21 protein-coding genes are annotated in these 21,220 nt (G+C 57.5%); 9 read left to right on the forward strand and 12 right to left on the reverse strand.

The window, feature by feature from the left end:
- Positions 1 to 59: 59 nt before the first annotated feature.
- From DEQ92_RS19940 to DEQ92_RS24560, 7 genes are all read right to left on the reverse strand, one after another.
- Positions 60 to 593, reverse strand: a complete 534-nt coding sequence (locus tag DEQ92_RS19940) for a nitrous oxide reductase accessory protein NosL (protein ID WP_233516911.1) — start codon at positions 591 to 593, stop codon at positions 60 to 62.
- A gap of 116 nt (positions 594 to 709) precedes the next feature.
- Positions 710 to 1,612, reverse strand: a complete 903-nt coding sequence (locus DEQ92_RS19945; RefSeq protein ID WP_233516907.1) for an ABC transporter permease — start codon at positions 1,610 to 1,612, stop codon at positions 710 to 712.
- Positions 1,605 to 2,597: an ABC transporter ATP-binding protein gene (locus DEQ92_RS19950; protein ID WP_058827915.1), complete on the reverse strand. Its 993-nt coding sequence runs from the start codon at positions 2,595 to 2,597 to the stop codon at positions 1,605 to 1,607. Before DEQ92_RS19950 ends, DEQ92_RS19945 begins: the two co-directional genes overlap by 8 nt.
- Complete coding sequence (nosD, locus tag DEQ92_RS19955; RefSeq protein WP_115821557.1) at positions 2,584 to 3,963, reverse strand: nitrous oxide reductase family maturation protein NosD; 1,380 nt, start codon at positions 3,961 to 3,963, stop codon at positions 2,584 to 2,586. The genes DEQ92_RS19950 and nosD overlap by 14 nt, the downstream gene beginning before the upstream one ends.
- A gap of 7 nt (positions 3,964 to 3,970) precedes the next feature.
- A complete protein-coding gene (locus DEQ92_RS19960; protein ID WP_058827917.1) occupies positions 3,971 to 4,729 on the reverse strand; it encodes a hypothetical protein in 759 nt (252 codons plus the stop codon).
- Between the two features lie 3 nt (positions 4,730 to 4,732).
- Complete coding sequence (nosZ, locus tag DEQ92_RS19965; RefSeq protein ID WP_004967728.1) at positions 4,733 to 6,733, reverse strand: TAT-dependent nitrous-oxide reductase; 2,001 nt, start codon at positions 6,731 to 6,733, stop codon at positions 4,733 to 4,735.
- Entirely contained in the window at positions 6,734 to 7,246 is a 513-nt protein-coding gene (locus tag DEQ92_RS24560; protein ID WP_058827918.1) for a plastocyanin/azurin family copper-binding protein, read from the reverse strand. It abuts the gene before it with no gap.
- A 298-nt stretch (positions 7,247 to 7,544) separates the two neighbouring features.
- Between DEQ92_RS24560 and DEQ92_RS19975 the strand changes: the two genes are divergently transcribed.
- Positions 7,545 to 7,826, forward strand: a complete 282-nt coding sequence (locus tag DEQ92_RS19975; protein ID WP_115821558.1) for a hypothetical protein — start codon at positions 7,545 to 7,547, stop codon at positions 7,824 to 7,826.
- A gap of 102 nt (positions 7,827 to 7,928) precedes the next feature.
- A complete protein-coding gene (locus DEQ92_RS19980; protein WP_115821559.1) occupies positions 7,929 to 8,165 on the forward strand; it encodes a DUF2249 domain-containing protein in 237 nt (78 codons plus the stop codon).
- Between the two features lie 68 nt (positions 8,166 to 8,233).
- On the opposite strand, the gene DEQ92_RS19985 is transcribed toward DEQ92_RS19980, so the two are convergent.
- A complete protein-coding gene (locus DEQ92_RS19985) occupies positions 8,234 to 9,448 on the reverse strand; it encodes a hypothetical protein (RefSeq protein ID WP_115821560.1) in 1,215 nt (404 codons plus the stop codon).
- A gap of 195 nt (positions 9,449 to 9,643) precedes the next feature.
- On the opposite strand from DEQ92_RS19985, the gene DEQ92_RS19990 reads away from it, so the two are divergent.
- Complete coding sequence (locus tag DEQ92_RS19990; RefSeq protein ID WP_004967723.1) at positions 9,644 to 10,030, forward strand: cupin domain-containing protein; 387 nt, start codon at positions 9,644 to 9,646, stop codon at positions 10,028 to 10,030.
- Positions 10,031 to 10,053: 23 nt separating this feature from the next.
- Here the strand turns inward: DEQ92_RS19990 and DEQ92_RS19995 are convergent, their stop codons facing one another.
- A complete protein-coding gene (locus tag DEQ92_RS19995) occupies positions 10,054 to 10,425 on the reverse strand; it encodes a helix-turn-helix domain-containing protein (RefSeq protein WP_115821561.1) in 372 nt (123 codons plus the stop codon).
- A 230-nt stretch (positions 10,426 to 10,655) separates the two neighbouring features.
- Here DEQ92_RS19995 and DEQ92_RS20000 point away from each other — a divergent pair, with 230 nt between their 5' ends.
- The 3 genes from DEQ92_RS20000 to DEQ92_RS20015 all read left to right on the forward strand — a co-directional run bounded on the left by DEQ92_RS20000 (position 10,656) and on the right by DEQ92_RS20015 (position 13,361).
- Positions 10,656 to 11,384, forward strand: a complete 729-nt coding sequence (locus DEQ92_RS20000) for an NAD(P)/FAD-dependent oxidoreductase (protein ID WP_115821562.1) — start codon at positions 10,656 to 10,658, stop codon at positions 11,382 to 11,384.
- 218 nt (positions 11,385 to 11,602) lie between these two features.
- A complete protein-coding gene (locus DEQ92_RS20005) occupies positions 11,603 to 12,265 on the forward strand; it encodes a helix-turn-helix domain-containing protein (protein ID WP_115821563.1) in 663 nt (220 codons plus the stop codon).
- A 793-nt stretch (positions 12,266 to 13,058) separates the two neighbouring features.
- Positions 13,059 to 13,361 carry a hypothetical protein gene (locus DEQ92_RS20015; protein WP_058827925.1) on the forward strand — a complete coding sequence of 101 codons (303 nt, stop codon included), beginning with the start codon at positions 13,059 to 13,061 and terminating at the stop codon, positions 13,359 to 13,361.
- A gap of 147 nt (positions 13,362 to 13,508) precedes the next feature.
- Here DEQ92_RS20015 and DEQ92_RS20020 read toward each other — a convergent pair whose 3' ends face one another.
- The 3 genes from DEQ92_RS20020 to nirK form a co-directional block, all read right to left on the reverse strand.
- A complete protein-coding gene (locus DEQ92_RS20020) occupies positions 13,509 to 14,009 on the reverse strand; it encodes a molybdopterin-dependent oxidoreductase (protein ID WP_058827926.1) in 501 nt (166 codons plus the stop codon).
- A gap of 111 nt (positions 14,010 to 14,120) precedes the next feature.
- Entirely contained in the window at positions 14,121 to 14,714 is a 594-nt protein-coding gene (locus DEQ92_RS20025; RefSeq protein ID WP_115821565.1) for a hypothetical protein, read from the reverse strand.
- A 90-nt stretch (positions 14,715 to 14,804) separates the two neighbouring features.
- On the reverse strand, positions 14,805 to 15,890 hold the full coding sequence (gene nirK / locus DEQ92_RS20030; RefSeq protein ID WP_115821596.1) for a copper-containing nitrite reductase: 1,086 nt from the start codon (positions 15,888 to 15,890) through the stop codon (positions 14,805 to 14,807).
- Positions 15,891 to 16,004: 114 nt separating this feature from the next.
- Between nirK and DEQ92_RS20035 the strand changes: the two genes are divergently transcribed.
- The 3 genes from DEQ92_RS20035 (at position 16,005) to DEQ92_RS20050 (ending at position 20,998) form a co-directional block, all read left to right on the forward strand.
- The gene (locus tag DEQ92_RS20035) at positions 16,005 to 17,006 is read left to right on the forward strand and encodes a halocyanin domain-containing protein (protein ID WP_115821566.1); all 1,002 of its coding nucleotides are present in this window, start codon (positions 16,005 to 16,007) and stop codon (positions 17,004 to 17,006) included.
- Between the two features lie 1,229 nt (positions 17,007 to 18,235).
- Positions 18,236 to 19,540, forward strand: coding sequence for a dicarboxylate/amino acid:cation symporter (locus DEQ92_RS20045; RefSeq protein WP_115821568.1), 1,305 nt, complete (start codon positions 18,236 to 18,238; stop codon positions 19,538 to 19,540).
- Between the two features lie 177 nt (positions 19,541 to 19,717).
- Entirely contained in the window at positions 19,718 to 20,998 is a 1,281-nt protein-coding gene (locus DEQ92_RS20050; RefSeq protein ID WP_115821569.1) for an RNA-guided endonuclease TnpB family protein, read from the forward strand.
- The last annotated feature ends 222 nt before the right edge of the window (positions 20,999 to 21,220 follow it).

Below are 21,220 nucleotides of genomic sequence, written 5' to 3' on the forward strand. Positions count from 1 at the left end.
CGAGGTGGGAGGACTTGTCGCCGAATATGTTCAGATAGCCGGCGATACTAGGTTGAAAGTCACCGTGAAAGATACGACGAGAGCCACTCCGGAGTCACTTCCCCGAGCCTCATTGTTTCCCCGTTGTGTTCGGTGGCGAACGATGAAGCTTCGTCAGCAGATGAAAACGGGTGGAGCTCCTTTCCCATTCCCCCATGAACGTCACTGTCAGCGACGTAGGTCATTTCACTTGCATCACCGAACGTATCTGCAGCAGTGTACGACGAGATGTACGTCTCTCCTCTCTCGTCGATGAGTTCGTAGTCCACAGATGAATAGTCAGTCACGTAGATGACTACGACCTCCCATCCCCTTCGCTCCTGGTCGAAGTGATACGGGAAGAGGCCCATACTCAACGTGTGGAACCACGCCGGGTTGTCATGACTCTCGGGAGCGTGGTTACGGTAGAACACCTGTCCGTTCGGGCCGAAATGCTCACCGATTACCATTCCACCCTGGTCGTCTCGCTTCCCACCCGAGAGGTCGATTGGATCCGGAGCCGGTTGCCCGACAGAGTCAGTCCCGCCGAGGCACCCAGCGACCCCGGCGACCATACTCCCACCGACTGCCTTGAGGAGCCTCCGCCTGGTACTGTCGTTGTTGGTCACTGTCGTACAGTCGTCTGTTCGTTCGGCTACCGGGGTTTTTGGATAGTTTCCAACTTTGTTCATTAGAGGCTCCGTCGATGAATCAATTGTGCAGCGACGCTCACTGGAAGGACGACCCACGCCATCGCACCGCCGAGAAGAACTGTCGTGGAGAGAGCTGTCCCGGTGACGACTGCGGCCATCCCGCTCCCGGTCATCTCGATACCGGAGAGGACGAACACGCGGAAGATGTCGATGGGGTTCGCGAGCACCAGACCCGTGAGCATGACGTTCGGCAGGTCGAACGCGGCGACGAGACCGAGTGCGGCAAGGTCGTGGCCGAAGACCAACCAGGCCCACACGAGAAGTGCGATTCCGAGCGCATGGGTCTTCTCTGCGGCTACAGTAGAGACAAGGACGCCGAGAGCGAGGAACGCGAGTCCCAGCGTGACGGCACCGAACAGAACGTCCGCGTACAAACCCCACGGGACGGTGTCCACGCGGACGAACAGCACGAGGCCACCAAGGCCGAATCCGATGGCCGTCGCTCCCGCGAGGGATGTCGCACGGCCGAGGAACGCCCCGACGACGACCCGTCCACGAGAAACCGGGAGCGCGAACACCATGTCGAGCCATCCAGTCTCTTCTGCGCCTACGATGGTGTCGTATCCGTAGACTAGCGCCGCGAGCGGGACGAGATACGTTGCCAGCGACGCGAGACTGACGACGACGGCATCGACTCGGAACGGTCCGGCCGACGACCCGCCGAACCCGACAACGAGTAGCGAGAGGAGACCGAACAACGCAGTGAGTGCGAGCGTCCACCGACTCCGGAGTGAGAGTCGGTACTCTAACTGCGCAATCGTCAGCGTCTGTCCAGCGAACGCCACCACGGTTTGACTCGACGTCTCGAACGAACGGTCGGCGGCTGTCACAGTGCCGCCGCCGGGTTCAGTCGAGGAGTGTGCTGTCTGGTCTTCACTCATCGTGGCTCACCGTCCGTAGCTGCTCGGAACTCTCGGCGCTCTGTCTCGGTTGACTGTCCTGTTCGGCCTCCGAGAGCACCTGCTCGAAGACGCGTTCGAGCCCCGGTTCTCGAACATCGTACCCATCGATAGTGACGGCCTCTGTGAGTTCCGTCAGTAACTGCGGCACGTCCTCGGGGTCGCAGTCGACGAAGACCACGTCGCCATCGTGGTCAGTCGAGTGAACCGATGCGTCGAAGGCCGAGACGATAGTCTGGATACTGTCGGCCGACGCAGCGTCACCGAGACGGAGGCGAACGCGGACGTCGTCGGTCACTTCTCGTCGCAACCCGTCGATGTCGCCGACGGTGCAGAGTTGCCCACCGTGGAGGATGGCAATCCGTTCACAGAGTGACTCGATTTCAGTGAGGACGTGCGAGGAGATAACCACCGTGAGATCCGACTGTGCGTCGAGACGTTCGATGACCCGGTGAAAGTCCGCAACACCTCGCGGGTCGAGTCCGGCGGTCGGTTCGTCCAACAACAGGATACGCGGCCGCGACAACAACGCGGCGGCTAACCCGAGTCGGCGAGTCATCCCGTTTGAGTACCCGCCGACGCATCGGTCCGCCGCATCGGAGAGGCCGACGACCGAGAGGACAGCGTCGATTCGACTTGCTGCATCAGGGAGACTGTGCATTCGCGCGTGGAATTCGAGCACCTCTCGGCCGGTGAGCGACGGCGGGAACCCGGCGTGCTCTGGTAGATAGCCGACGATACTGCGAAGCTCTGGACCGGCGGTAGCCACGTCGGTTCCTGCAACCGACACCGTCCCGTCGTCCGGTCGGATGTGTCCGACGAGGAGTTTGAATAACGTCGACTTGCCCGCCCCGTTCGTCCCGAGGAGGCCGAACGTCGACCCCGACTCGATAGCGAGGGAGAGCCTATCGAGCGCTGTAATCTCGCTGTACTTCTTTGTCACGCCGGTGACCTCAATCGCGTTCATAGTATCGTCTCCATTCTTCGTGGGGTGGGGTGGTCAGTGGGTGGTGGTCGACGACGCCCGGAACCTCGATGACGGGGAGCGAACTCTCGGCCAGCCGCAAGGCGTCGAACGCTGGACTCGACGCGAAGACGGTCGCCTGCGGATGTTCGTACGTTAACCGCTCGACGAGGCCCGCAGGCCTGTGTCGGATGTCGTTGACGCCGTCACCGTCGACGTCCGAGTCGCGGGTGTCGGACCAGTAGTTGCCCCGCGTGGTCCCGTTCCACTCTTCGAGTTCGCCGACGAGCGCGCGGACCTGTTCGTCGTTGTTGATGAAACTGTTCTCCGAGACAGTCGGACTCGAACTGCCGGCGGTGAAGTAGACGCCGACCCGGTTTTCCAGCACGAGATTCCCAGTGAGCGTGTTGTTCACCGAGTTGAACACGTACAGACCGTTTCCGTTCCCGACGACTTCGTTCCCCTCGACCACCGAGTGGTCGATGCGCTTGAGGAAGATGCCGTGCGCGCTTGTCCCGCTGTTGTTCACTGCAACGTTGTCGACGACGCGGATGTACTCCGAGAGCATAATCGCGTAGCCCGCGTCGTTATCGAACGCGACGTTATCGACGAGCGTGCAGTCGTCGGAGTACATGTAGTGGACGCCGTACCGGAGGTCCCACAGCGTGTTGTTCCGCGCGGTCACCTCGGACGCCCACGAGTAGTAGATGCCGTCTCGAGTGTCCGTGATACGGTTGTCGACGATGGTCACGCCGTCGCTCTTGAAGACCTGGATGCCGTTCCCGCGGTACGACCGCGGTTCGACCGAGTCGCGTCCGACGATGGTTGTGTTCTCGATTCGGGCCCCCGAGATGCCGTCGAGCCAGATACCGAACGTCGTCTTGGTCACTCGACTGTCTCGTATCGTGGTGTTCGTCCCGTTGACCCAGATGCCTGCGTCGTTTCCGGACGTATCGTAGCCGCCGTTGTACACCCACACGCGTCTCAGCGTGATGTCGTCGCCGTTGAGGGTCAGTACGTCACCGGTCCCGTTCCCGTCGATTCGAGCGGTGCGCCCAGGCGTCCCGACCAGCGTGACGTTCGACGTGTTGACGACGACGCGCTCGTCGAACTCACCGTCGAGCCGGATTTGATCCCCAGGTTCGGCGGCGTCGACGGCAGTCTGAAGCGACGTATACGTCTCTCCACCGACCGTCGCGCTGCCGGACTCTGATGGTCCCTCGAACGAGTACTCGTCCGGGACCGGTTGTTCGAAGTCGACTGGACTGTCGGTCTGTGCGTGGGTGGGTGCCGTCGCGACGCCGACGCCGGCAGCGACGATGACGAGACCGGCGACGACCGCGAACAATCGACTAGCCGGGACGTTCATAGAGTACTCACCCTTGCTTCGATTTCACGTTCGTTCCATCGTCTGTGCCGGACTGACCGCCTATCGAGGTATTCCGAACCGACTTGATTCGACGCCGAATCGAGTCGATGGCGGTGGTGGCCGTCGCGTCGGTGTCGCGGTAGTAGAACGCGACGACGAGCAGGCCGATGGCGATGATGGACATGTACGCACCCATCCCTAGACTGGAGAAACTCGTGATGTTTGCAACCTCGTACTTGCCGACCAGCGGCGGTGTGAACGGGTCGACGCCGACGACGGGTGCTTCCGGGTCGAGAGCGTGACCGGTCTGGTAGAGGCGGTACTGGATGTCGACGACCATGACCGTGAACACGGTAATCGTCCCGACGAGTTGGTACAGCAGTCCACGCTTTAGCTTCTTGATAGTCGGTGCGATTGCGACGAACGCACCGCCGGCGGCGACGGCGACGAACGCAAGTGGTCCTAGCGACCACTCGGGAACGTCGACGGCTGCCGGTTCCACCTCGAAGTTCGGTTGCCAGTAGACCGGGTCCGGGTAGTAGAAACCGATATACTTGTTGAGGCGAGCCATCTCGACGTAGTCGCCACTGATGCGCGGGTACGCATAGAGGTGGAGACGGAGTACTTCGTTCGGGTACTGCGCGGCGTGGACGTTGATCGACCACATCGGGAACAAAAGCGCAGTGACGAATAACACCGCGGCTAACACCGGCAACCCCCGGCGCAGTTGGGCGAACTCGTCGAGACTCGGTGGTCGGTAGCTCATGAGCTAGTCTCTCGGTTCGACGAGCATCCGCGAGCGCATCTCCAAGTGGAGCGCACTGCAGAAGTACGTACAGTACACCCAGTACACGCCCGGTTTGTCGGCCGTGAACGTGACCTCACGGGTGTCCTGCGGCGCGAGCGCGATGTTGATGTCGTACTCGGGCACCACGAGGCCGTGGACGATGTCCTGACTCCCTTCGACGTTCGTCGCGGTTATCGTCACCTCGTCGCCCTCTTTGACACGGAAGTCACGAAGTCCGTACTCACTCCGCTTGACCGATGTGTACACTTCGACGGTCTCGTCGTCGACGCGGTCGACCCGTGAGTTGCTCTCCGTAACGTACTCTTTTTCGCCCTTGTAGTCGGATTTGTCCCACGTCTTCGCGGGCTCTATCTTGTCTTTCGTCGCGAAAATCGCGTCGTGTGGCTCGGGATACACCGGGTGGTCCGAGACGAGTTCCATGCCGCCCTGCTCGTCGTCCTTGTCGTTGCCGATGTAGATGAGCTGGTCGTTGTCCGGATAAATTGGGCCGACCGGGAGGAACCGGTCTTTCGAGAGCTTGTTTAAGACGACTAACCAGTCGCCCGTCGGTTCGGTCGACATCGCCTGGACCGCCTGGATGTGGCCGGGGTTATAGTGGACGTCTATCTTCCCGAGGATAGCCTCTTCGGACTGCTTCGGTGAGTTGACCGCCGTCTCGATGTCCCACTTGACGACCTGCGAGTCGATGAACAGCGACGTGTAGGCGTGTCCACGGTCGTCGTAGGTCGTGTGCAGCGGTCCGAGGCCAACTTTCGGCTGGCCGACGATGACCTTCGACGAGTCCGGTTCGGTCGAAAGTTTCTCGATATCGATGATGGACACCGTCGGCGAGAGCTTCCCGGCGACCATCCCGTACTTGCCGTCTGGCGTGACCTCGACACAGTGGGGCGACTTCGGCGTCGGGATATACCGGACAGCTGGTTCGTCGCCCTGATTCAGCGAACTACCTTTCGTCCCGTCGACGATGGGAACGCCGTTAACCTCGCGATAGTTTCCGGCATCGACCGCTTCCTGGATGGCCGGAACGTTGAATGCCTTGACGAAATCGCGGTCGTTCTTGGTCATCTCCTCGATTTCGACGCCCTCTTCGTCGTTGTAGGCGCTCGCGAGTGCCCACTTGCCGTCTTTGTCTGTGTCGAGGATGTCGAGGTTGCCGTCGACTTCGACCTGCCAGAGAACTTCCATCGACTCGGGGTCGAGTGCGGTGAACAGTGAGACGTACTTGTCGGGGTTGTCGATATCACGCCCGTCGTTCGGGAGGGGTGTCCTGAACTCACTGTTCGCGAAGATGTAGTCGGTGTCGGGGCTCTGAATACAACAGCCGTGGACCGACTGGACGTTCGGGACGTCGGTGATAGCGTCCGTCTCGAAGTACTTCAGGTTCACCCGTGCAACCCGGCCGTTGGCCTTGTCGTTGACGTATATGTATCGGCCGTCGTACTTGCCGTCGGTCTCCGAGAGACTCGGGTGGTGGGAGTCACCCCAGGTGTAGCCACCCGCGTCTTCGAGCATCTGGCTGCTCCCATCGTCGAAGCCGTAGCCTTTTGCGGGTTCTCGGTTGAAGACGGGAACCCGTGTGAGTTCGCGCATCGACGGCAGACCGTAGACGCGGATGTCGCCGGAGTGGCCGCCAGACCAGAAGCCGTAGTACTCGTCGTGTTCTCCCGGTGGGACGAAGTGTTCGGGGACGTCTCCTGAACCTGAGTGGTTTTGGCTTCCTCCGCTGTTACCCTCACCGTTATTCATGACGCCGGCACATCCGGCAAGTGAGCCGATAGTGCCGACTGCTGCCCCCGCTTTCATGAAGTCGCGGCGACTCAGGCCGAGCGACGGTAGTTGGAGCGAGACTTCGTCTTCTCCCGCTGCCGTTTCATCGGTGTCGGCCAACACCTTGTTGAGCTGTGCTTCGTATTCAGTGACCGACTCGTCGGTCTCGGTCGGTTCGGATGCGGTGTTGGTCATTTAGACGACCTCGATCGTGCCGACCATCCCGTTCAGCTCGTGTGGGATGCAGTAGTACTCGTAGGTGCCTTTTGTCTCGAAGGTGTGTTCGTAGGACTCACCCGCTTCGAGGTTCCCCTTCTCTGGGTACCCATCCTTCGCGGCTTGCTCGGAGTCGAACCCGCCGGTCGCGAAGTAGGTCGCACCGTCGGGAATCTTGTCTTCGTAAGCAGTCACCGAGTGGCCGATAGAACTCGTGTTCTCGAAGGTGACCGTGGTCCCGACCGGGACTTGAATTGACTTGGGGTCGAATCCGAGTTCCTCAGTCATACCAACGGTGTCAGTTTCGACCGGACCTCCATTTCCTCCGTCTGACGCTTCGGTTGTTTCGGTCTTAGTGGATTCCTCGCCGTTAGATCCACCACTGTTTGAATTCGCTGAGGAAGAACAGCCAGCAAGTCCGACACTCGTCACCGCGATACCTGTCGCACCGAGGCGCTGTAACACGTCACGTCTGGTACTCTTTCGAGACATCGTACACCTGTACCTCTCTCACTATCGCTGTTATACGGTACAGCCGGTTCCAGACAGCGGAGATTAGAACGAATATGTTCGGCGCGGAGCTTAGTCGGCTTACGGTCTCACCACCATCCAGGAATGCGCCGCCGCTACGAGCTGGTGGCGCGACGTTAACGACAAGTAAGAACATGACACGAGACTCGTATTACGGTACCCGAACCGTACCGGTCATTGCGACTACTAACTGGTACACACATCATGTACGTTTCACTAGCGGTGGGTCACCGGTGTCCGGTGGAGGAGTAATACAACCATGAATGGACTTGCACTCGCCGTTGTCGGGATGAAGACGGCAACGTTACTCTTCGGCGGACTGGTGACTTTCGTGACGTTTCAGGCATTCAAGCAACGAGGAACGCCGGCGCTTCGGTCGCTCTGTGTCGGGTTCGCGTTCGTCACGTTTGGGTCACTCCTCGCGGGTGTCGTCCACCAATTGACGCCCCTTTCCTTTGACCATGCACAGGCACTTGAAAGTGCACTCACCGTCACCGGATTTGCTGTTATTGCTCACTCGTTGTACATAGACGACGATTGAAGACGAGTACTGGTGCGATAGTCGATCAGATACTGAACACCGTCAGGGCGTCCGAACATCATCGGCATAACAGTAAGAGATATTGGTGATATATGTGTCAGTATGGGTTCCTTTGAAACCACCGGTGAGACGCAAAGACTCGATGTCAGAGATATCGACGGTGAACCGTTCGGCCATATCATGTCTGCAATCGGTGAGTTGAGCGCGGGTGACTCACTTCTTCTTGTCAATAGCTTCGAACCGGTCCCACTCTACGATGTCCTCAAACGGCGTGGGTGTGAGTTTCAGACGACTCAGGTCGACGACGACGAGTGGCACATCACGATCTCTCTGAAATAGTAACGACTGAAGATGTGTGCGCCACCGCAACCGCTTGCAAAGACACAGATATCACACCGATATTCCGGTCACGGCGTGCGACGTGCACCAATCTCGATCAAGAGGCGTACTAGTAAATACCCATATCCGAGCGACCCCAGGAGTGCGACCCCATCTCCGAGAGCACTTACAAGAGACATACCAGCGATTCGGCCGAGGACCGAGAGGACGAGCCCAGCGAGGAGTGCAGCGATTATGAGCTGGGCAGTCCGTTCGCTCGCCCCACGAAACCGACCCGCAGACGGAGGGTAAAACAGGAAGGTAAATCCGACAATGACGAGACCGAGGAAACCGAGGAGATTGAGTTGACGGTGTGCAGCCAGCGTCCCCGGTGGAAGCGCAGGTATCTCAAGTACGCTCCAAAGGGCCATCGTGAGACCGATAGCAACCCCCACAACACCAGCAATCACACCTGCGAGAACACTTTCTGTTCCGACCCGCCGGCGGTCTGACCGGGAGAACACACTGAGATACAACGCTGCAAAGCCGACGAACGCTATCGCTTCACTCACCGCCCCCGCGACGAAAAGTGGACCACCACCCAGACCGGCGGCAACGAATACTGGTCCAACTGCACCGGCGGGGAGGACGACTGCGGCGAGTTTTTTCGATACCGGAACACCGAGGAACCGAGGACTGAGACGAACCCCGAGCGTGAAAACGAGGAGGACTGCGAACCCCGCGGCTATCAAGTGTGTGATTCGCGGAAAATAGCCGTCCGTGAGCCCTGGTAGGATTGTCGTACGTGCGAGTAGTTCGTACGACCCAACCGCGAGATAGGCGAACGGGATGATGAGATACCGGTTTGCATACTTGTCTACCCACTCGTAGCTCTCCCTGTGAGAACTCGTTCCCGTTTCCCCGCGTCGGACTTCGTTTCGGACCGACCACGACAGCGCAGCGACGAACGCTGCAACACCACTCCCCCAAACGAGTGCCCCAAGAGTTTCTACAAACGTCGGACCGACCGAACCTGCAGAGAATGCAAGTAGTACAGTCCCCAACGTGGCTGCCACGAAATGGACTGGTGGGATAGTGTCGGTAGAGAGAGTCGTCCCGAAATACGAGGGAACTAACAGATAGGCCATACCGAAGACAACGTGGGAGACGAACCCGAAGAGAGCGAGGATGACCTCAACGCGATGGGTGATGCCGACCGTTGCACCGAGTCGCCAGCAGACGAAAAACACGGCACTCGCGATGATGAATCGCCGCGACCACCGACTTCGGCTCGCTCCTGTCATCGGAGACCAGTCGAAACCTTCCGTTTCGAGTCGAAAACACGCTGCTTGTGGTCTCGAATATTAGCCTTTGGTTTTGTTGTCGACTGCGTGGGCACGTCGCTCATTACCTCGTTGTAGATAGTCGAGGGTAAAACAGTTCCACCCGAATATATTCGGGGGAATTGTGAACGGTCGGACACGCGATAAGCCAATCGAATGCCACGAGTCGACTTTGACGCCGAACGGACGTACGACGAAGACCGATTTTTCGCCAGCGAGGCGTTCCTGACCGGCCGCACGAAAGTCATTTGTGGCTTTTTCAAACCCGGGCAGTTCATCCCCGTTCATGCACCGTCGAGCGACCTCGTCGTTAGTGTTCGGTCTGGAAGCGGACTCGTCCGCGAAGGAGAGACTGACCACCGCGTCACGCCCGGTGACATCGTGTCCATTCCGGCGGGGACGAAACGTGGGGTACGAGCGAACGAAGATTCGAGATTGGAGGTGTTGTTGGTGACGACGCCGCCACCGACCGATGCCGAACACGACCCGGTTCGCCGTGGATTGGCGGAAGGTGACTTCGAACCATCGCTCTCAAGTAAGTGACTCGTCGCCGACGAACTCTCTGATTAGTCGCTTTTGGTCTGTGCCGTGACGCCCGACCACAGCTCCGAGAGCTGCTCTGACGCTGAACGCCGCTTCGGGACGACATTCAGTTCGAGAGCGTTCCGCCCGCGTCTGACGACGACTTCGTCGAAGTCGATTGTGTATCTCGTCTCCGAGCTTCCGTCTTCGTGTTTGACCAAGAGACCGGCGTCGACCATCTGTTCGAGTTTGCGGTACACTGTCGAACGAGGGAGATTACACGTCGAGGCGAGTTCGCTCGCGGTCTTCGGTCGGTCGAGATTCTTGAGCATAGTTCGACACTGTTCGTTGGCTAATACGTCAAACACCGTCTGGAAGTCCGGCCCCAAGGCCTCGGAAAGCGGATTCGATGACATAGGTGAATATTCACAAGATATACCGGCTTTCACGCATCTGCTACACTCACATCTGGGGGTACACAATAGACGCGTATATATGGGTGGTTTGGAAATCTGGTCGACGTATCGGAGTCGAATACGAGCGTCACTTCACGCTCACACGGGAAGCTCAAAATAGTCGACGAGGACGGCACACCCCGAACTGATTCGTGGTAGTTGTTTTGTATCGGTGGGCGTACGGGTCTGTTGTGAGCGACTACGACGTTCTCGTAATTGGTGGCGGTATCGCCGGTCGGACCGCAGGTAGCTTCACAGCTCGCGCAGGTCTGAAAACAGCCGTGTTCGACGCCGGTGAGTCCATCCTGAGACGGAACGCGCACTTGGAGAACTTCCCCGGATTCCCGGTCGGTGTCAATCCTCGTCTGCTGCTCGATCTCATGCGAGAGCAGGCCGAACGGGCGGGTTGTGAGTGGGTCGATAACGAAGTTGTCGACGTGGACAGACATCCAAAGACCGGTTTCGTCGTCAAAACGGCCGACTCTGACGAATGGGCGTACCGAGGTGAGCGAGTTCTCGTCGCGACGCCCGGGCGATTCGACTATCTGCGAGAACTTCCGGTCGAAACGGTCACCGAAGAAGGAAAACAGTTTGTCGAGGCGACCTCCTCGGGTCGGACCAGTGTCGACGGTATCTATGTAGCCGGACGAATGGCTGGAAAACCATTGCAAGCCGCTATCGCTGCCGGCCACGGAGCAGAAGTTGCTGTCGGACTTCTCAAGGATTCCGACGCACCGTATGCGTTCGATTGGAGCGTTCCCGCCGGGTACTTTACAGAACGTGGTCGAGAAATTCCACCGGGTGTCGAGGAAGTGTTTCCGGAGGACCGTCACGAACGGGAACGACGCTCGTTGGAAGTAATGCGTAACCACTTCTCGGAGCGACATCCCGAGGAGCCGGACTCGCATCCGGACATATAATACGCCGAGAGGGAGGCTGGAACTGTTCTCGCAGTACGTAGTATTCGGGACGTTTCCCGAGTTGAGCACCGTGTAAAATCGTGTCATCTGTTAAGTTTAAACTCAACCCGAATATGTTCCTACAAACCTATTTTTAGGTGTGCCTAAAACAGTACGTGAAGTCGTTCGGTACGACTCGGTCGAAAACGCGACCAAACGCCTGAACGGCGGTTCAAATCATGCCCTACGTACAACTCACGATTACGGTACCGGAGTCAGTCTGGATCAGCGAAATATCTCGAGCCTATCCAAACACGCGGTTCCGCGTGCTCGCGGCTACTGCGAACGCGACGACTGGGGTCGCTCGAATCGAGATACTTGATGAAGATCCCAACACCGTCTGTGATGAGTTTCGAAAGTACGACTCTGTGACCGATCTGACGGTCTTCGAAACTACCCCAGAGATGTGCTGTATCCAGGTCGAAACAGACGCACCGTTGTTGCTGACTTCGTTACAGAACTCGGGAGTTCCCTTAGAGATGCCTTTCGAGGTTCGAGATGGGCAAATGTCACTCGAAGCAACAATCCCGCAAAAGACGCTATCTGACCTCGGAGAGACGCTCGACAAATTCGGGATTCAGTACACCGTCGAACGCATTCTACAAGAAGTCGAATCGGATTCTGTTTTGACCGACCGACAACAGTGGTTACTCAACGAGGCTATCGAACGCGGGTACTACGACACGCCACGGCGGACGACACTCGTGAACCTCGCCGATGACCTGAACATCGCGAAGTCGACCTGTAGCGAGATTCTGCACAGAGCCGAAGGGCAAGTTCTGAAAGAGTACCGTCGTAGTAACCGCGGACAGAGAACCGAAATCCCAGTGCTCTCTGACTGAAATACATCTCCAAGGAAAGTGGGTGCACTGATACCCACGGTGTGTCGTTCAATCTGGTGAGTCAACCGTGATACGAGTCACGTATCCACCACAGGAACATCTCCCCTCGTCGGTGATATCGACGTGTCTCTCTACTGAACGCACTGGCTCATAGAGGTACGACGACGGGTGGCCGTGGCGTTCGTGTATCACGAGGTCTACAAATTGGCCGGGACTCGTCTGCTCGACCGCGTCCACTGCTTCTGCGACCGTCAGTTGTCGATTGTGAGCATGGTCTGCGGTTTCGAGGTCGGCAACCCATGGTCGCTCGTGTCGATGTGTCGTGACGGGTTCACGGCCGGCATACGGATCAGACATAGCTATTCTCGTGGTTCCATGGTAACGTTGTGACTCTCGGTTGGACGGTTCCTGGACTCATTATCTAACTCTGGCAGCGACGTAGCAACACCGAATTTTACCCGTGTCTGCCGTTCGATCAGCCCACTGATTCGAAATGTCTCAGCACCGGGAGTGAGAGTCTCGGGCGGCGTTCCAGCCGTACGAACGACACGCCGTTGAAACCCGGTTGATGACGCCTCGAGCTCTATCGTCTCAACGTTTTGAGTACAGTGTCGTATGTTTTCGCCCGAATATCTCCACCACGAGACGTAGATGGTCAAAAATCTCGTTGGCCATTGAACCGAGAGATGTAAGAGTTCGTGTGGAATCTCTGCCTGCGAGTCGAGACATGAATTCGCCGTCCCGAAGACGTTCGCACACAAATATTATTACCAACGGTACGGACTACTGCTCGATGGGCGACCGAACAACCGACCTCCGCCAGTTAACAACCGAACTACGAATTCACGACGACATCGACGACGCGTTCCTCGCGAAGAGTTTCACCGACCGCCTCGTGATCGTCGACGTCAGGGGTGACAGCGGAGTCCCGTCGGACGTCTTGGACCGACTCGCAGCACACGGTCTCCGCGGTGCCGACGAGGTGTATGGTGACGATGAACAGGGTTCGTTCGCTGGTGCCGTCGGTGACGCGACGCGACATCACTTCGTGGACGTGCAGACTCGCGGTGCTCACCAGTCGTACGTCGTTGACTGAATGAACGACGCCGCTCTTCGACGGTTTGTGATTGTTGTAGCGTTTGCAAGTCGATAGACATCCGTCCGTCCCACCGTGTGCAGTCGAGTGTGCAACCAATTGAAAACGCTACTACAGGTATATCGCTTCGGTTGCGCTCGAAAGGACTCATCCGATGCGCGACAACGCGATTTCTTTGGCCGTGTCGGCCTCTGTCGGCACGTGTTCCAACACTTCGATCTCGGAGACCCATTTGACACTCTCCCAGCAGTCACGGTCGTCAGCGGTCGGAACCAACCGTGCCGGACCACCGTGTTCGGTGTCAAGTGGCTCACCACCGAGTTCGAACGCGAGCACCGACTCTGCAAGCCGATTCAGGGGAAACGAACAGGCGTAGTCCCCATCCATCGAGCGGACCAGTCCGTACTGGCTGGTCTCTGGGAGACCAGCGTGGTCGAAGAGTCGCTCGACGCGGACACCGCGCCACGTGAGGCCTTCGGCGACCCATCCCTCGTCACAGACCAAGTCGCCTTCGAACGTTTCGGTGGGAAACGAACCGAAGTCACGTTGAGAGAGTTCGAGTGGCGTGTCTACAGTTCCGGTTACGGCGAGCGTCCACCCGCTCGTTTCGACATTGTCTGGAATTCTGTGGCGTCTCAGGTCGGTCATAGGTTGAACGAAGGGATCAGAGCCAAAAACGATTGGCCCGAATCTGTAAGGACCCGGACCCCGCGAGCAACCGACGTGTCACCGTTCGACCGACCGGCTACGAGACCCTTCTCAGAAGGGGGCGTTTGGACCGCCACGGCTCGGCTGTTCGTTCTGCTTCGCACGTTCCATCGGGGTAGAACCGACGTCTCCGTCGGGAACGTGCGTGACAGACCCAGTCGAGAGAAAATTCTCTTCTAGTTCTTCGAGTTGCTCGTTGATCGCATCGCTCTGGTGGTGCATCCGTGCAGCCCGAACCCGAACGAGATCGTAGCCGTGGCGGTCTGAGAGGCCGTTCCACGCACGGAACGAACCAATCGTGAGTGTGTGCGTCTGCGGACAGAACGGGGTCGTGGGCGTGAATTCGGCCCGGAGCACGGACTGGTCGTCCGACTCTTCCGCATATCGGTAGCCGGCGCTTTTGTGGCGAGTATCGAGGTTCAAACGCGCCAAGTTGTAATTGAACGTCATGTCATAGACTTTTCGTTCCTCGAACAGTTCTTGCGTGAGTTTATGAAAGGTGACGTGTTCACCGTCGGTGAGTACACGGTGGCCTTTGAGGAACACCCCCGGCTGAGGAAGGTGTTCTGGAACGAACTCGTCGTATTCGTCGAACAGACCGCTGTCGTCGCTGGAACCACCAAAGGGGGATGGGAATCCGATCATACGATAGCGTACGGTGGGACCCGACCTATGGTTGTTCCCGGATATGTTCACGTAGAAACGGGGGTTCGGATCCACTGTGTCGCTCAACAGTTACCTAACTGGGTCGAACATATCGGTATCTTCTGGGCCCTCAGCGGTGATGATTGCGAGCGCTCCTTTCCGTGCGACCCGTGAGAGCGCGTGGTCGACCAGCTTGAAGTCACCCGGCACTGGGAACGACATCGTCGCGACACAGGCACTTCCCGGGAGGACAGGAGTCGTCTGAACGTAGCGCATCGGTTCGCTGGCAAGCGCACCCTGTTCCCAGACTTCGTCCCAGACGCTGCCGATCGGGTGGAAGCTCGAGAACAGATTCGGCCCTCCAACCCCGTAGAAGATACGGGCGGTCTCGCCCGTCTTCACGTTCATCTCGGCGTAGTTGTCCGGCGTAATTGCGTACTTCTCACCGTTCATCAGGACGTACGTCGGGTCCTCCATCGCCATTCGTGTGAAGTCGAACTCGTGGTGGCCCTTCTGTCCCGTCTTCCCGTTCGTGTAGAGCTCGTGCTGTCCGAGGTAGAACTCGTGGTCTACCTCGGGAAGACCCTCTTCCGGTTCGACGAGGATGATACCGAACATCCCCGCGGAGATGTGGTAGTCGACGTTTGCGACGGCACAGTGGTAGACGAACGCTCCGGGGTATGTCACCTTGAATCGGAGTTGTCTCTCCTCTCCCGGAGCAACGTTCGTCGCTTCCGCCCCACCGCCGGGACCACGGCACGCGTGGAAGTCGACGTTGTGAACCATCGTGTTGTCCTCGTGGTTGCGAATGGTGAGGTCGACAGTGTCCCCTACCCGCGTGCGAATGAACGGGCCAGGGATCTGACCGTTAAACGTCATGTAGGTGAACGTGACGCCAGGTTCGACTTCGGCAACTTGCTCGAGTGTCTCCAGTTCCACCGATACTGTCTCCGGTGACGTTCGGGTGATCGGTGCAGGGATATCGCGGGGGTCAGCCGCGATACGATTGACATCTACGGGCTTTGCTGGCCCGAGTTCCGTGTCCATCTGGAGTTGGAGTGGACTTGCCTGTACGTTGTTGTCTGGTGGTGTGCCGACAGTACAACCGGCCAACGCCATCGTCCCACCGAGTCCTGCCGCTTGGAGTACTCGCCGTCGAGTCGTAGTGTACGTCATAAGTATCTCTCTCAGGCTAAACATAGCGAAGAGACAGTATATATCGATATTTTCTATCTCACGATTTGAGAACCGAGTTCTACGGTTATATCTCTCACACAACTACTGACGTACATGATATCTACCGATACCTGTACGAATGTCAACCGGAGATGGTTCCTGAAGGCAGCGGCAGTGGCCACTGTCGGGGGGGCGTCGATCGGTTCGATGCCTCCAGTTGCTGCACAACAGGAACCCTACCTCACGGGCTGGTTCAGTGACGTCTCGAATTACGATGGTATCACGGACGAACGCGGGAAAGCACGTGTGACAGTAGAAGTCGGTGCGGAGGGAAACGGCGGTGGCTTCGCCTTCGGTCCACCGGCAATCCGAATCGACCCAGGGGCGACAGTCGTCTGGGAGTGGACGGGAGAAGGTGGAAGCCACAACGTCGTCGCAGAGGACGGCACCTACGGGAGCGAAATGGTCGCGACCACGGGTGCGACGTTCGAACACACGTTCGATACCGGGGGTGTGTCTCTCTATGCGTGTACTCCGCACAAGGCGATGGGAATGAAGGGTGCAGTGCTCGTCGGTGACGTCGAAGTGTCTGTGGCGACACCGAAACCGACTCCAACCCCTGAACCGGACTACGAATACGTCCCTCGGGAACCAGATTACGAAGGCTGGTTCGACGATGTCGATAACTTCGACGGAACTGTCGACATGCGTGGACGCGAAGAGGTTCGTATTCAGGTCGGAGCAAACGGTAACAGCGGGGGCTTTGCACTCTCTCCGCCAGCTGTTACTATTGATCCGGGTACTCGCGTCATCTGGGAGTGGGTAGGTGACGACGGTCCCCACGGATTCACAGCTACCGATAGAGAATACACCAGTCCGTCACAATCCACCGGGGAGTGGGGGCTGGTCTTCGACGGCGTTGGTATCAGTAAATACGCCTGTGAACCCCACATCACTAACGGGATGAAAGGGGCAATTGTCGTCGGTGACGTCTTCGAAGGCGTCTACGAGGTAACGACTAGCCAACTCGCAGTGTTCGGAAGTCTCGGTGCCGCATTCCTCTCGCCTCTCGCGTTCGGTGCGTTCCTGTGGGCACGCGACCGTCACGACGAGTGACCGTACTCGGCCAGTGATATACGGCATTCAACGAACATGTTTGTTCAGGTCTCGTTCGACAAGAACGAGCCTCACCCGATATTTGTGATTTTTCTCGGCTAATGTGGCCAATGAAAGACCGTTTTGGAGCACCTGGTACGGGCCTGTCGCGGCATAGATTCCTCGCGACGATCGCCGGCGTCGGAACAGCAGCACTTGCTGGATGTCAATCACTCTTGGCACAAGTGAACGTACGGTCGGGCTCAAAGGTCAATCACGTCATGAGCGGAAACGTCTACCCCGGTGAGATGTTCCCGGGGTTGTCTACAAAGGTGCGATGAAGACAGATACCTTCTCCCACCTGATGCAGTACTCTGGTTATCAGCAGTAATCACAAGTGAGACACATCGATGCTAAAATCAAATTCCAACCCAATCGTCAGTCGACGAACAGTCCTGCGCGGTGCCGCAAGTGCGGTGACAGCAGGTTCCGCCGTGAGTGCTGTGACTCCTGTGTCTGCAGCCGTCCGACGAACCGAATACGACAGTCGTCTGAAAATGGACTGGCGAGGGCGGGTCCACAACATCGTCAACGAAGCAGTAGGGTTCGAGCCTGAGAGACCGACGAATCCTATACTTCAAACACATGGCCAAACAGGAAGGAATCGTCAAGTACGCCTGTATCCCCCATGAAGCGGTGGGAATGAGGGGGCACTCGTTGTCGATGGGGCTCAGTCAGGCGGGTCATCCAATGGCAGTGGGGGATACACTCACCATCGGTGGTGGACTCGGACTTGTCGGCGTATTGGTTGATATATTCGTTTACGGGGTGCGCGACAAATCACAGAGAATACTGATAAGCTCCGCTTTTCAGACGGTTCTGAGCCGTTTGTCTCGTCTATCTGAGGTCTCTCAGAGATGGACGGAACGGAGCACTCGTAATCGTTCTGAAACGTTCGAACTGGCGGCCGGTGACACTACGTAATCAAAAAGACGAGAGTCCAGTCAACCGTCGCTGGAAACGAGAAAAAATTACCGCCGGCTACTGCCGATAGGGGAGTACTTTCTTGTGAATACTCGTGGTTCTGCTGCTTTTTCAAGTAGTTGTTCGAATTGTCTGCCCCGATTAACTACCAACTCCAACAAAAACCCGCACCCAATTGCTATCCAAGAAAGAGCGAGATATCACAGACACCTGCACGAACGGACGTTACGAACGCACCTTTAGGTTTCTAATAGGTTCCGTACAATATGGTAAATCTTGGAACCAGATTGTGGCATCGGTATCGTTCAATTCCACTCATTTGGCGCATCTTCACCGCTTTTATATTAGGGTCAGTAGCTGGCATCGCGTTCGGAGACCGGATGAATGTCGTAAGGCCGTTGGGCGACCTTTTCCTTCGACTGCTCAACATGCTCGTCATCCCAATCATCGTTTTCACACTCCTCACCGGTATTCGGCAACTCTCTCCAGCAAAACTCGGAAAGATTGGAGGGACGACAGTCGGGCTATACGCGATAACGACGACTATTGCAGGAGGTATCGGCCTCGCAGTTGCGAACGTACTCCAACCCGGACGAGGGCTCGACTTCGTCGGTGGTGAAGCTCAATCGCAAGCACCGCCATCGTTGATGGACGTGATTCTCGGTATCGTGCCAAGCAATCCCGTATCGGCGCTTGCAGATGGTAACCTGCTTGCGACGGTGTTCTTCGTCATCGTGTTCGGTATCGCCCTAACCTACGTTCGAGACCAACAAGAACAACTTGCAGAGGGGGTCGACTCGGTGTTTGAAGCGTTCAAAATCGGTGCAGAGGCGATGTTCGTGATCGTTCGAGGTGTCCTCGAGTTCGGCGTACTCGGTGTCTTCGCGTTGATGGCTTCTGGAATTGGTGCCGAAGGCATTGGGGTGTTCTCGTCGCTGGGTGAACTCGTCTTGGCAGTCGCCATCGCGATCGTCGTCCATATCGCCTTGACCTATCTCGTCTTCTTGATGTGGTTGGTCGCCGACGTGTCCCCGATTGCGTTCCTCAGTGGTGCGAAAGACGCGATGGTAACCGCCTTCGCCACTCGCTCGTCCAGCGGGACGCTCCCAGTCACGATGCGCAACGCGGACGAAGACCTGCGTATTTCCGAGCGGGTCTATTCGTTCACGCTTCCAGTCGGTGCAACTGCAAACATGGACGGTGCTGCGATTCGACAAGCGATCACCGTTATGTTCGCTGCGAACGTTGTCGGGCAACCACTCGCACTCACCGAACAGGCCTTCGTCTTGATTGTAGCCGTTCTCATCAGTATCGGGACTGCTGGCGTTCCGGGTGCCGGAATCGTCATGCTCACCGTGATTCTCACACAGGTCGGGCTACCGCTTGCAGTTGTCGGGTTCGTCGCCGGAGTCGACCCGATACTCGGGCGGATTGCGACGATGAACAACGTCACTGGTGACCTGGCCGTTTCGACTGTCGTCGGGAAATGGAACGATGGGCTCGACCTCCAGAACGGTGTCTGGTCACGAGCGTCACAGAGAGCTACGAATCTCGTCCCCGGTGACGATTAAGGACGACGAGTCGTCGTCATCGAACCACATGATTTACGGAGAGTCAAGGAGAAAGCCCCGTGCTTTAGCGCGGGGATGAATCCGACAACTCCGACACCAACCACCGTTCAATAGCACGGCAAGATATTCCACGCCAGAATCCACACCTTCAAATAAGTTTGATTACATAGGTTACGTATAGCGAAACAGGTCGTCACCCGCACCTACACTGCTTCCATTCGGAACCAGCCACAGGTGTCCGACGACCTCGATTCGCTCGGGTTCTCAGCCTCAAAACTCTGGAACGTCGGCAGGTGGACGTGTGACCGCATATGGTCAGAGATAAGCCACATTCCCGGTCACAACGAACTCACGACGTACCTGAAGTCCCACGAACGCTACGATGACCTGCATTCTCAGTCAAGTCAGCGAGTCCTTCAAGAACTCGCTGAAGCGTTCAACGGCTGGTACGGCAAACGACGTAACGGAGACACGAGAGCAAACCCGCCGGAGTACCGCAAACACGGCGACGAACACCCGCGAAGCACGGTCACGTTCAAAGCCGCCGGCTTCAAACTCGACACCCAGTACAACCGCGTTCGACTCTCGAAAGGAGCGAACCTCAAAGACTACTGGTCGGACTTCATCCTTTGTGAGTACCAGACTCGACCCGACGTTGACCTCGCCACCGTGGAGAGCGTCCAACAAGTCAGAGCCGTCTGGACGGGCGACGAGTGGGAACTGCACTTCGTGTGCAAGGTCGCAATCGAAGTGGCCGACACTCCTGGTGAGAAGACGGTGGGTGTTGACCTCGGTATCAACAACTTCGCCACACTCGCCTACGAGAACGGTCACGCTGAGTTGTACCCGCTGAACTGTCTGAAGCAGGACGACTACTACTTCAGCAAGCGCATCGCTCAGTGTGATGACTCCGACTCTGACCAAGCCACGCGGTTGAACCAGAAGAAATCGGGTCGCCGCACCCACTACTTCCACACCCTCTCCAAGCACATCGTTCAACGGTGTGTTGAGGAAGGCGTTGGAACGATTGTGGTGGGAGACCTCTCAGGAATCCGCGACGACGAGGAAAACGACGAGTCGAAGAACTGGGGCAAGCACGGCAACCTCGACCTGCACTCGTGGGCGTTCGACCGCTTCACTTCGATGCTCGACTACAAAGCCGAGATGGAAGGCATCACGGTCGAGCGGGTATCCGAGCGCGATACCTCGAAGTCGTGTTCGTGCTGTGGTCGTACACGGAAAGCGAACCGTGTTGAACGGGGGTTGTACGCCTGCGATGACTGCGGGACGGTGGCGAACGCGGACGTGAACGGTGCTGAGAACATCCGGCAGAAAGTATCTCCGAGTTCACCGAGTCTTTCGGTGAATAGGAGTAACGGCTGGTTGGCACAGCCATCAACGTACCTGTTTGATTCAGAGAGCGGATGCTTTGCACCGCGAGAACAGGCCACGTCGTAAACCACAATATCCCAACGCGACCGGGAATCCTCGCCCTTCAGGGCGGGGAGGATGTCAATCTCGAAAGTGGATGTTATAAGCGGGCCGCCGAACATGTTCTAGAAAATCTGAAAGGAATATATCAACCTTTCCATGACAGGAGTGTGTCTGTCATGATTGAATACCGTTCGGAGCACGTGAGCGACCGCTCAACGTTCGGTTCGGATATCAGTTTCCCGGCCA

The organism is Haloferax sp. Atlit-6N, assembly GCF_003383195.1.
GTDB lineage: Archaea > Halobacteriota > Halobacteria > Halobacteriales > Haloferacaceae > Haloferax > Haloferax gibbonsii.

Coding starts and splice junctions, on each gene's coding strand:
- DEQ92_RS20005 (WP_115821563.1), top strand. CDS start 11,603: ATGCCCTACGTACAACTCACGATTACGGTACCGGAGTCAGTCTGGATC.
- DEQ92_RS19960 (WP_058827917.1), bottom strand. CDS start 4,729: ATGAGCTACCGACCACCGAGTCTCGACGAGTTCGCCCAACTGCGCCGG.
- DEQ92_RS20045 (WP_115821568.1), top strand. CDS start 18,236: ATGGTAAATCTTGGAACCAGATTGTGGCATCGGTATCGTTCAATTCCA.
- DEQ92_RS19990 (WP_004967723.1), top strand. CDS start 9,644: ATGCCACGAGTCGACTTTGACGCCGAACGGACGTACGACGAAGACCGA.
- DEQ92_RS19940 (WP_233516911.1), bottom strand. CDS start 593: ATGGTCGCCGGGGTCGCTGGGTGCCTCGGCGGGACTGACTCTGTCGGG.
- DEQ92_RS20015 (WP_058827925.1), top strand. CDS start 13,059: ATGGGCGACCGAACAACCGACCTCCGCCAGTTAACAACCGAACTACGA.
- DEQ92_RS19980 (WP_115821559.1), top strand. CDS start 7,929: ATGGGTTCCTTTGAAACCACCGGTGAGACGCAAAGACTCGATGTCAGA.
- nosD (WP_115821557.1), bottom strand. CDS start 3,963: ATGAACGTCCCGGCTAGTCGATTGTTCGCGGTCGTCGCCGGTCTCGTC.
- nosZ (WP_004967728.1), bottom strand. CDS start 6,733: ATGACCAACACCGCATCCGAACCGACCGAGACCGACGAGTCGGTCACT.
- nirK (WP_115821596.1), bottom strand. CDS start 15,890: ATGACGTACACTACGACTCGACGGCGAGTACTCCAAGCGGCAGGACTC.
- DEQ92_RS24560 (WP_058827918.1), bottom strand. CDS start 7,246: ATGTCTCGAAAGAGTACCAGACGTGACGTGTTACAGCGCCTCGGTGCG.
- DEQ92_RS20025 (WP_115821565.1), bottom strand. CDS start 14,714: ATGATCGGATTCCCATCCCCCTTTGGTGGTTCCAGCGACGACAGCGGT.
- DEQ92_RS19985 (WP_115821560.1), bottom strand. CDS start 9,448: ATGACAGGAGCGAGCCGAAGTCGGTGGTCGCGGCGATTCATCATCGCG.
- DEQ92_RS19975 (WP_115821558.1), top strand. CDS start 7,545: ATGAATGGACTTGCACTCGCCGTTGTCGGGATGAAGACGGCAACGTTA.
- DEQ92_RS19995 (WP_115821561.1), bottom strand. CDS start 10,425: ATGTCATCGAATCCGCTTTCCGAGGCCTTGGGGCCGGACTTCCAGACG.
- DEQ92_RS19950 (WP_058827915.1), bottom strand. CDS start 2,597: ATGAACGCGATTGAGGTCACCGGCGTGACAAAGAAGTACAGCGAGATT.
- DEQ92_RS20020 (WP_058827926.1), bottom strand. CDS start 14,009: ATGACCGACCTGAGACGCCACAGAATTCCAGACAATGTCGAAACGAGC.
- DEQ92_RS20035 (WP_115821566.1), top strand. CDS start 16,005: ATGATATCTACCGATACCTGTACGAATGTCAACCGGAGATGGTTCCTG.
- DEQ92_RS19945 (WP_233516907.1), bottom strand. CDS start 1,612: ATGAGTGAAGACCAGACAGCACACTCCTCGACTGAACCCGGCGGCGGC.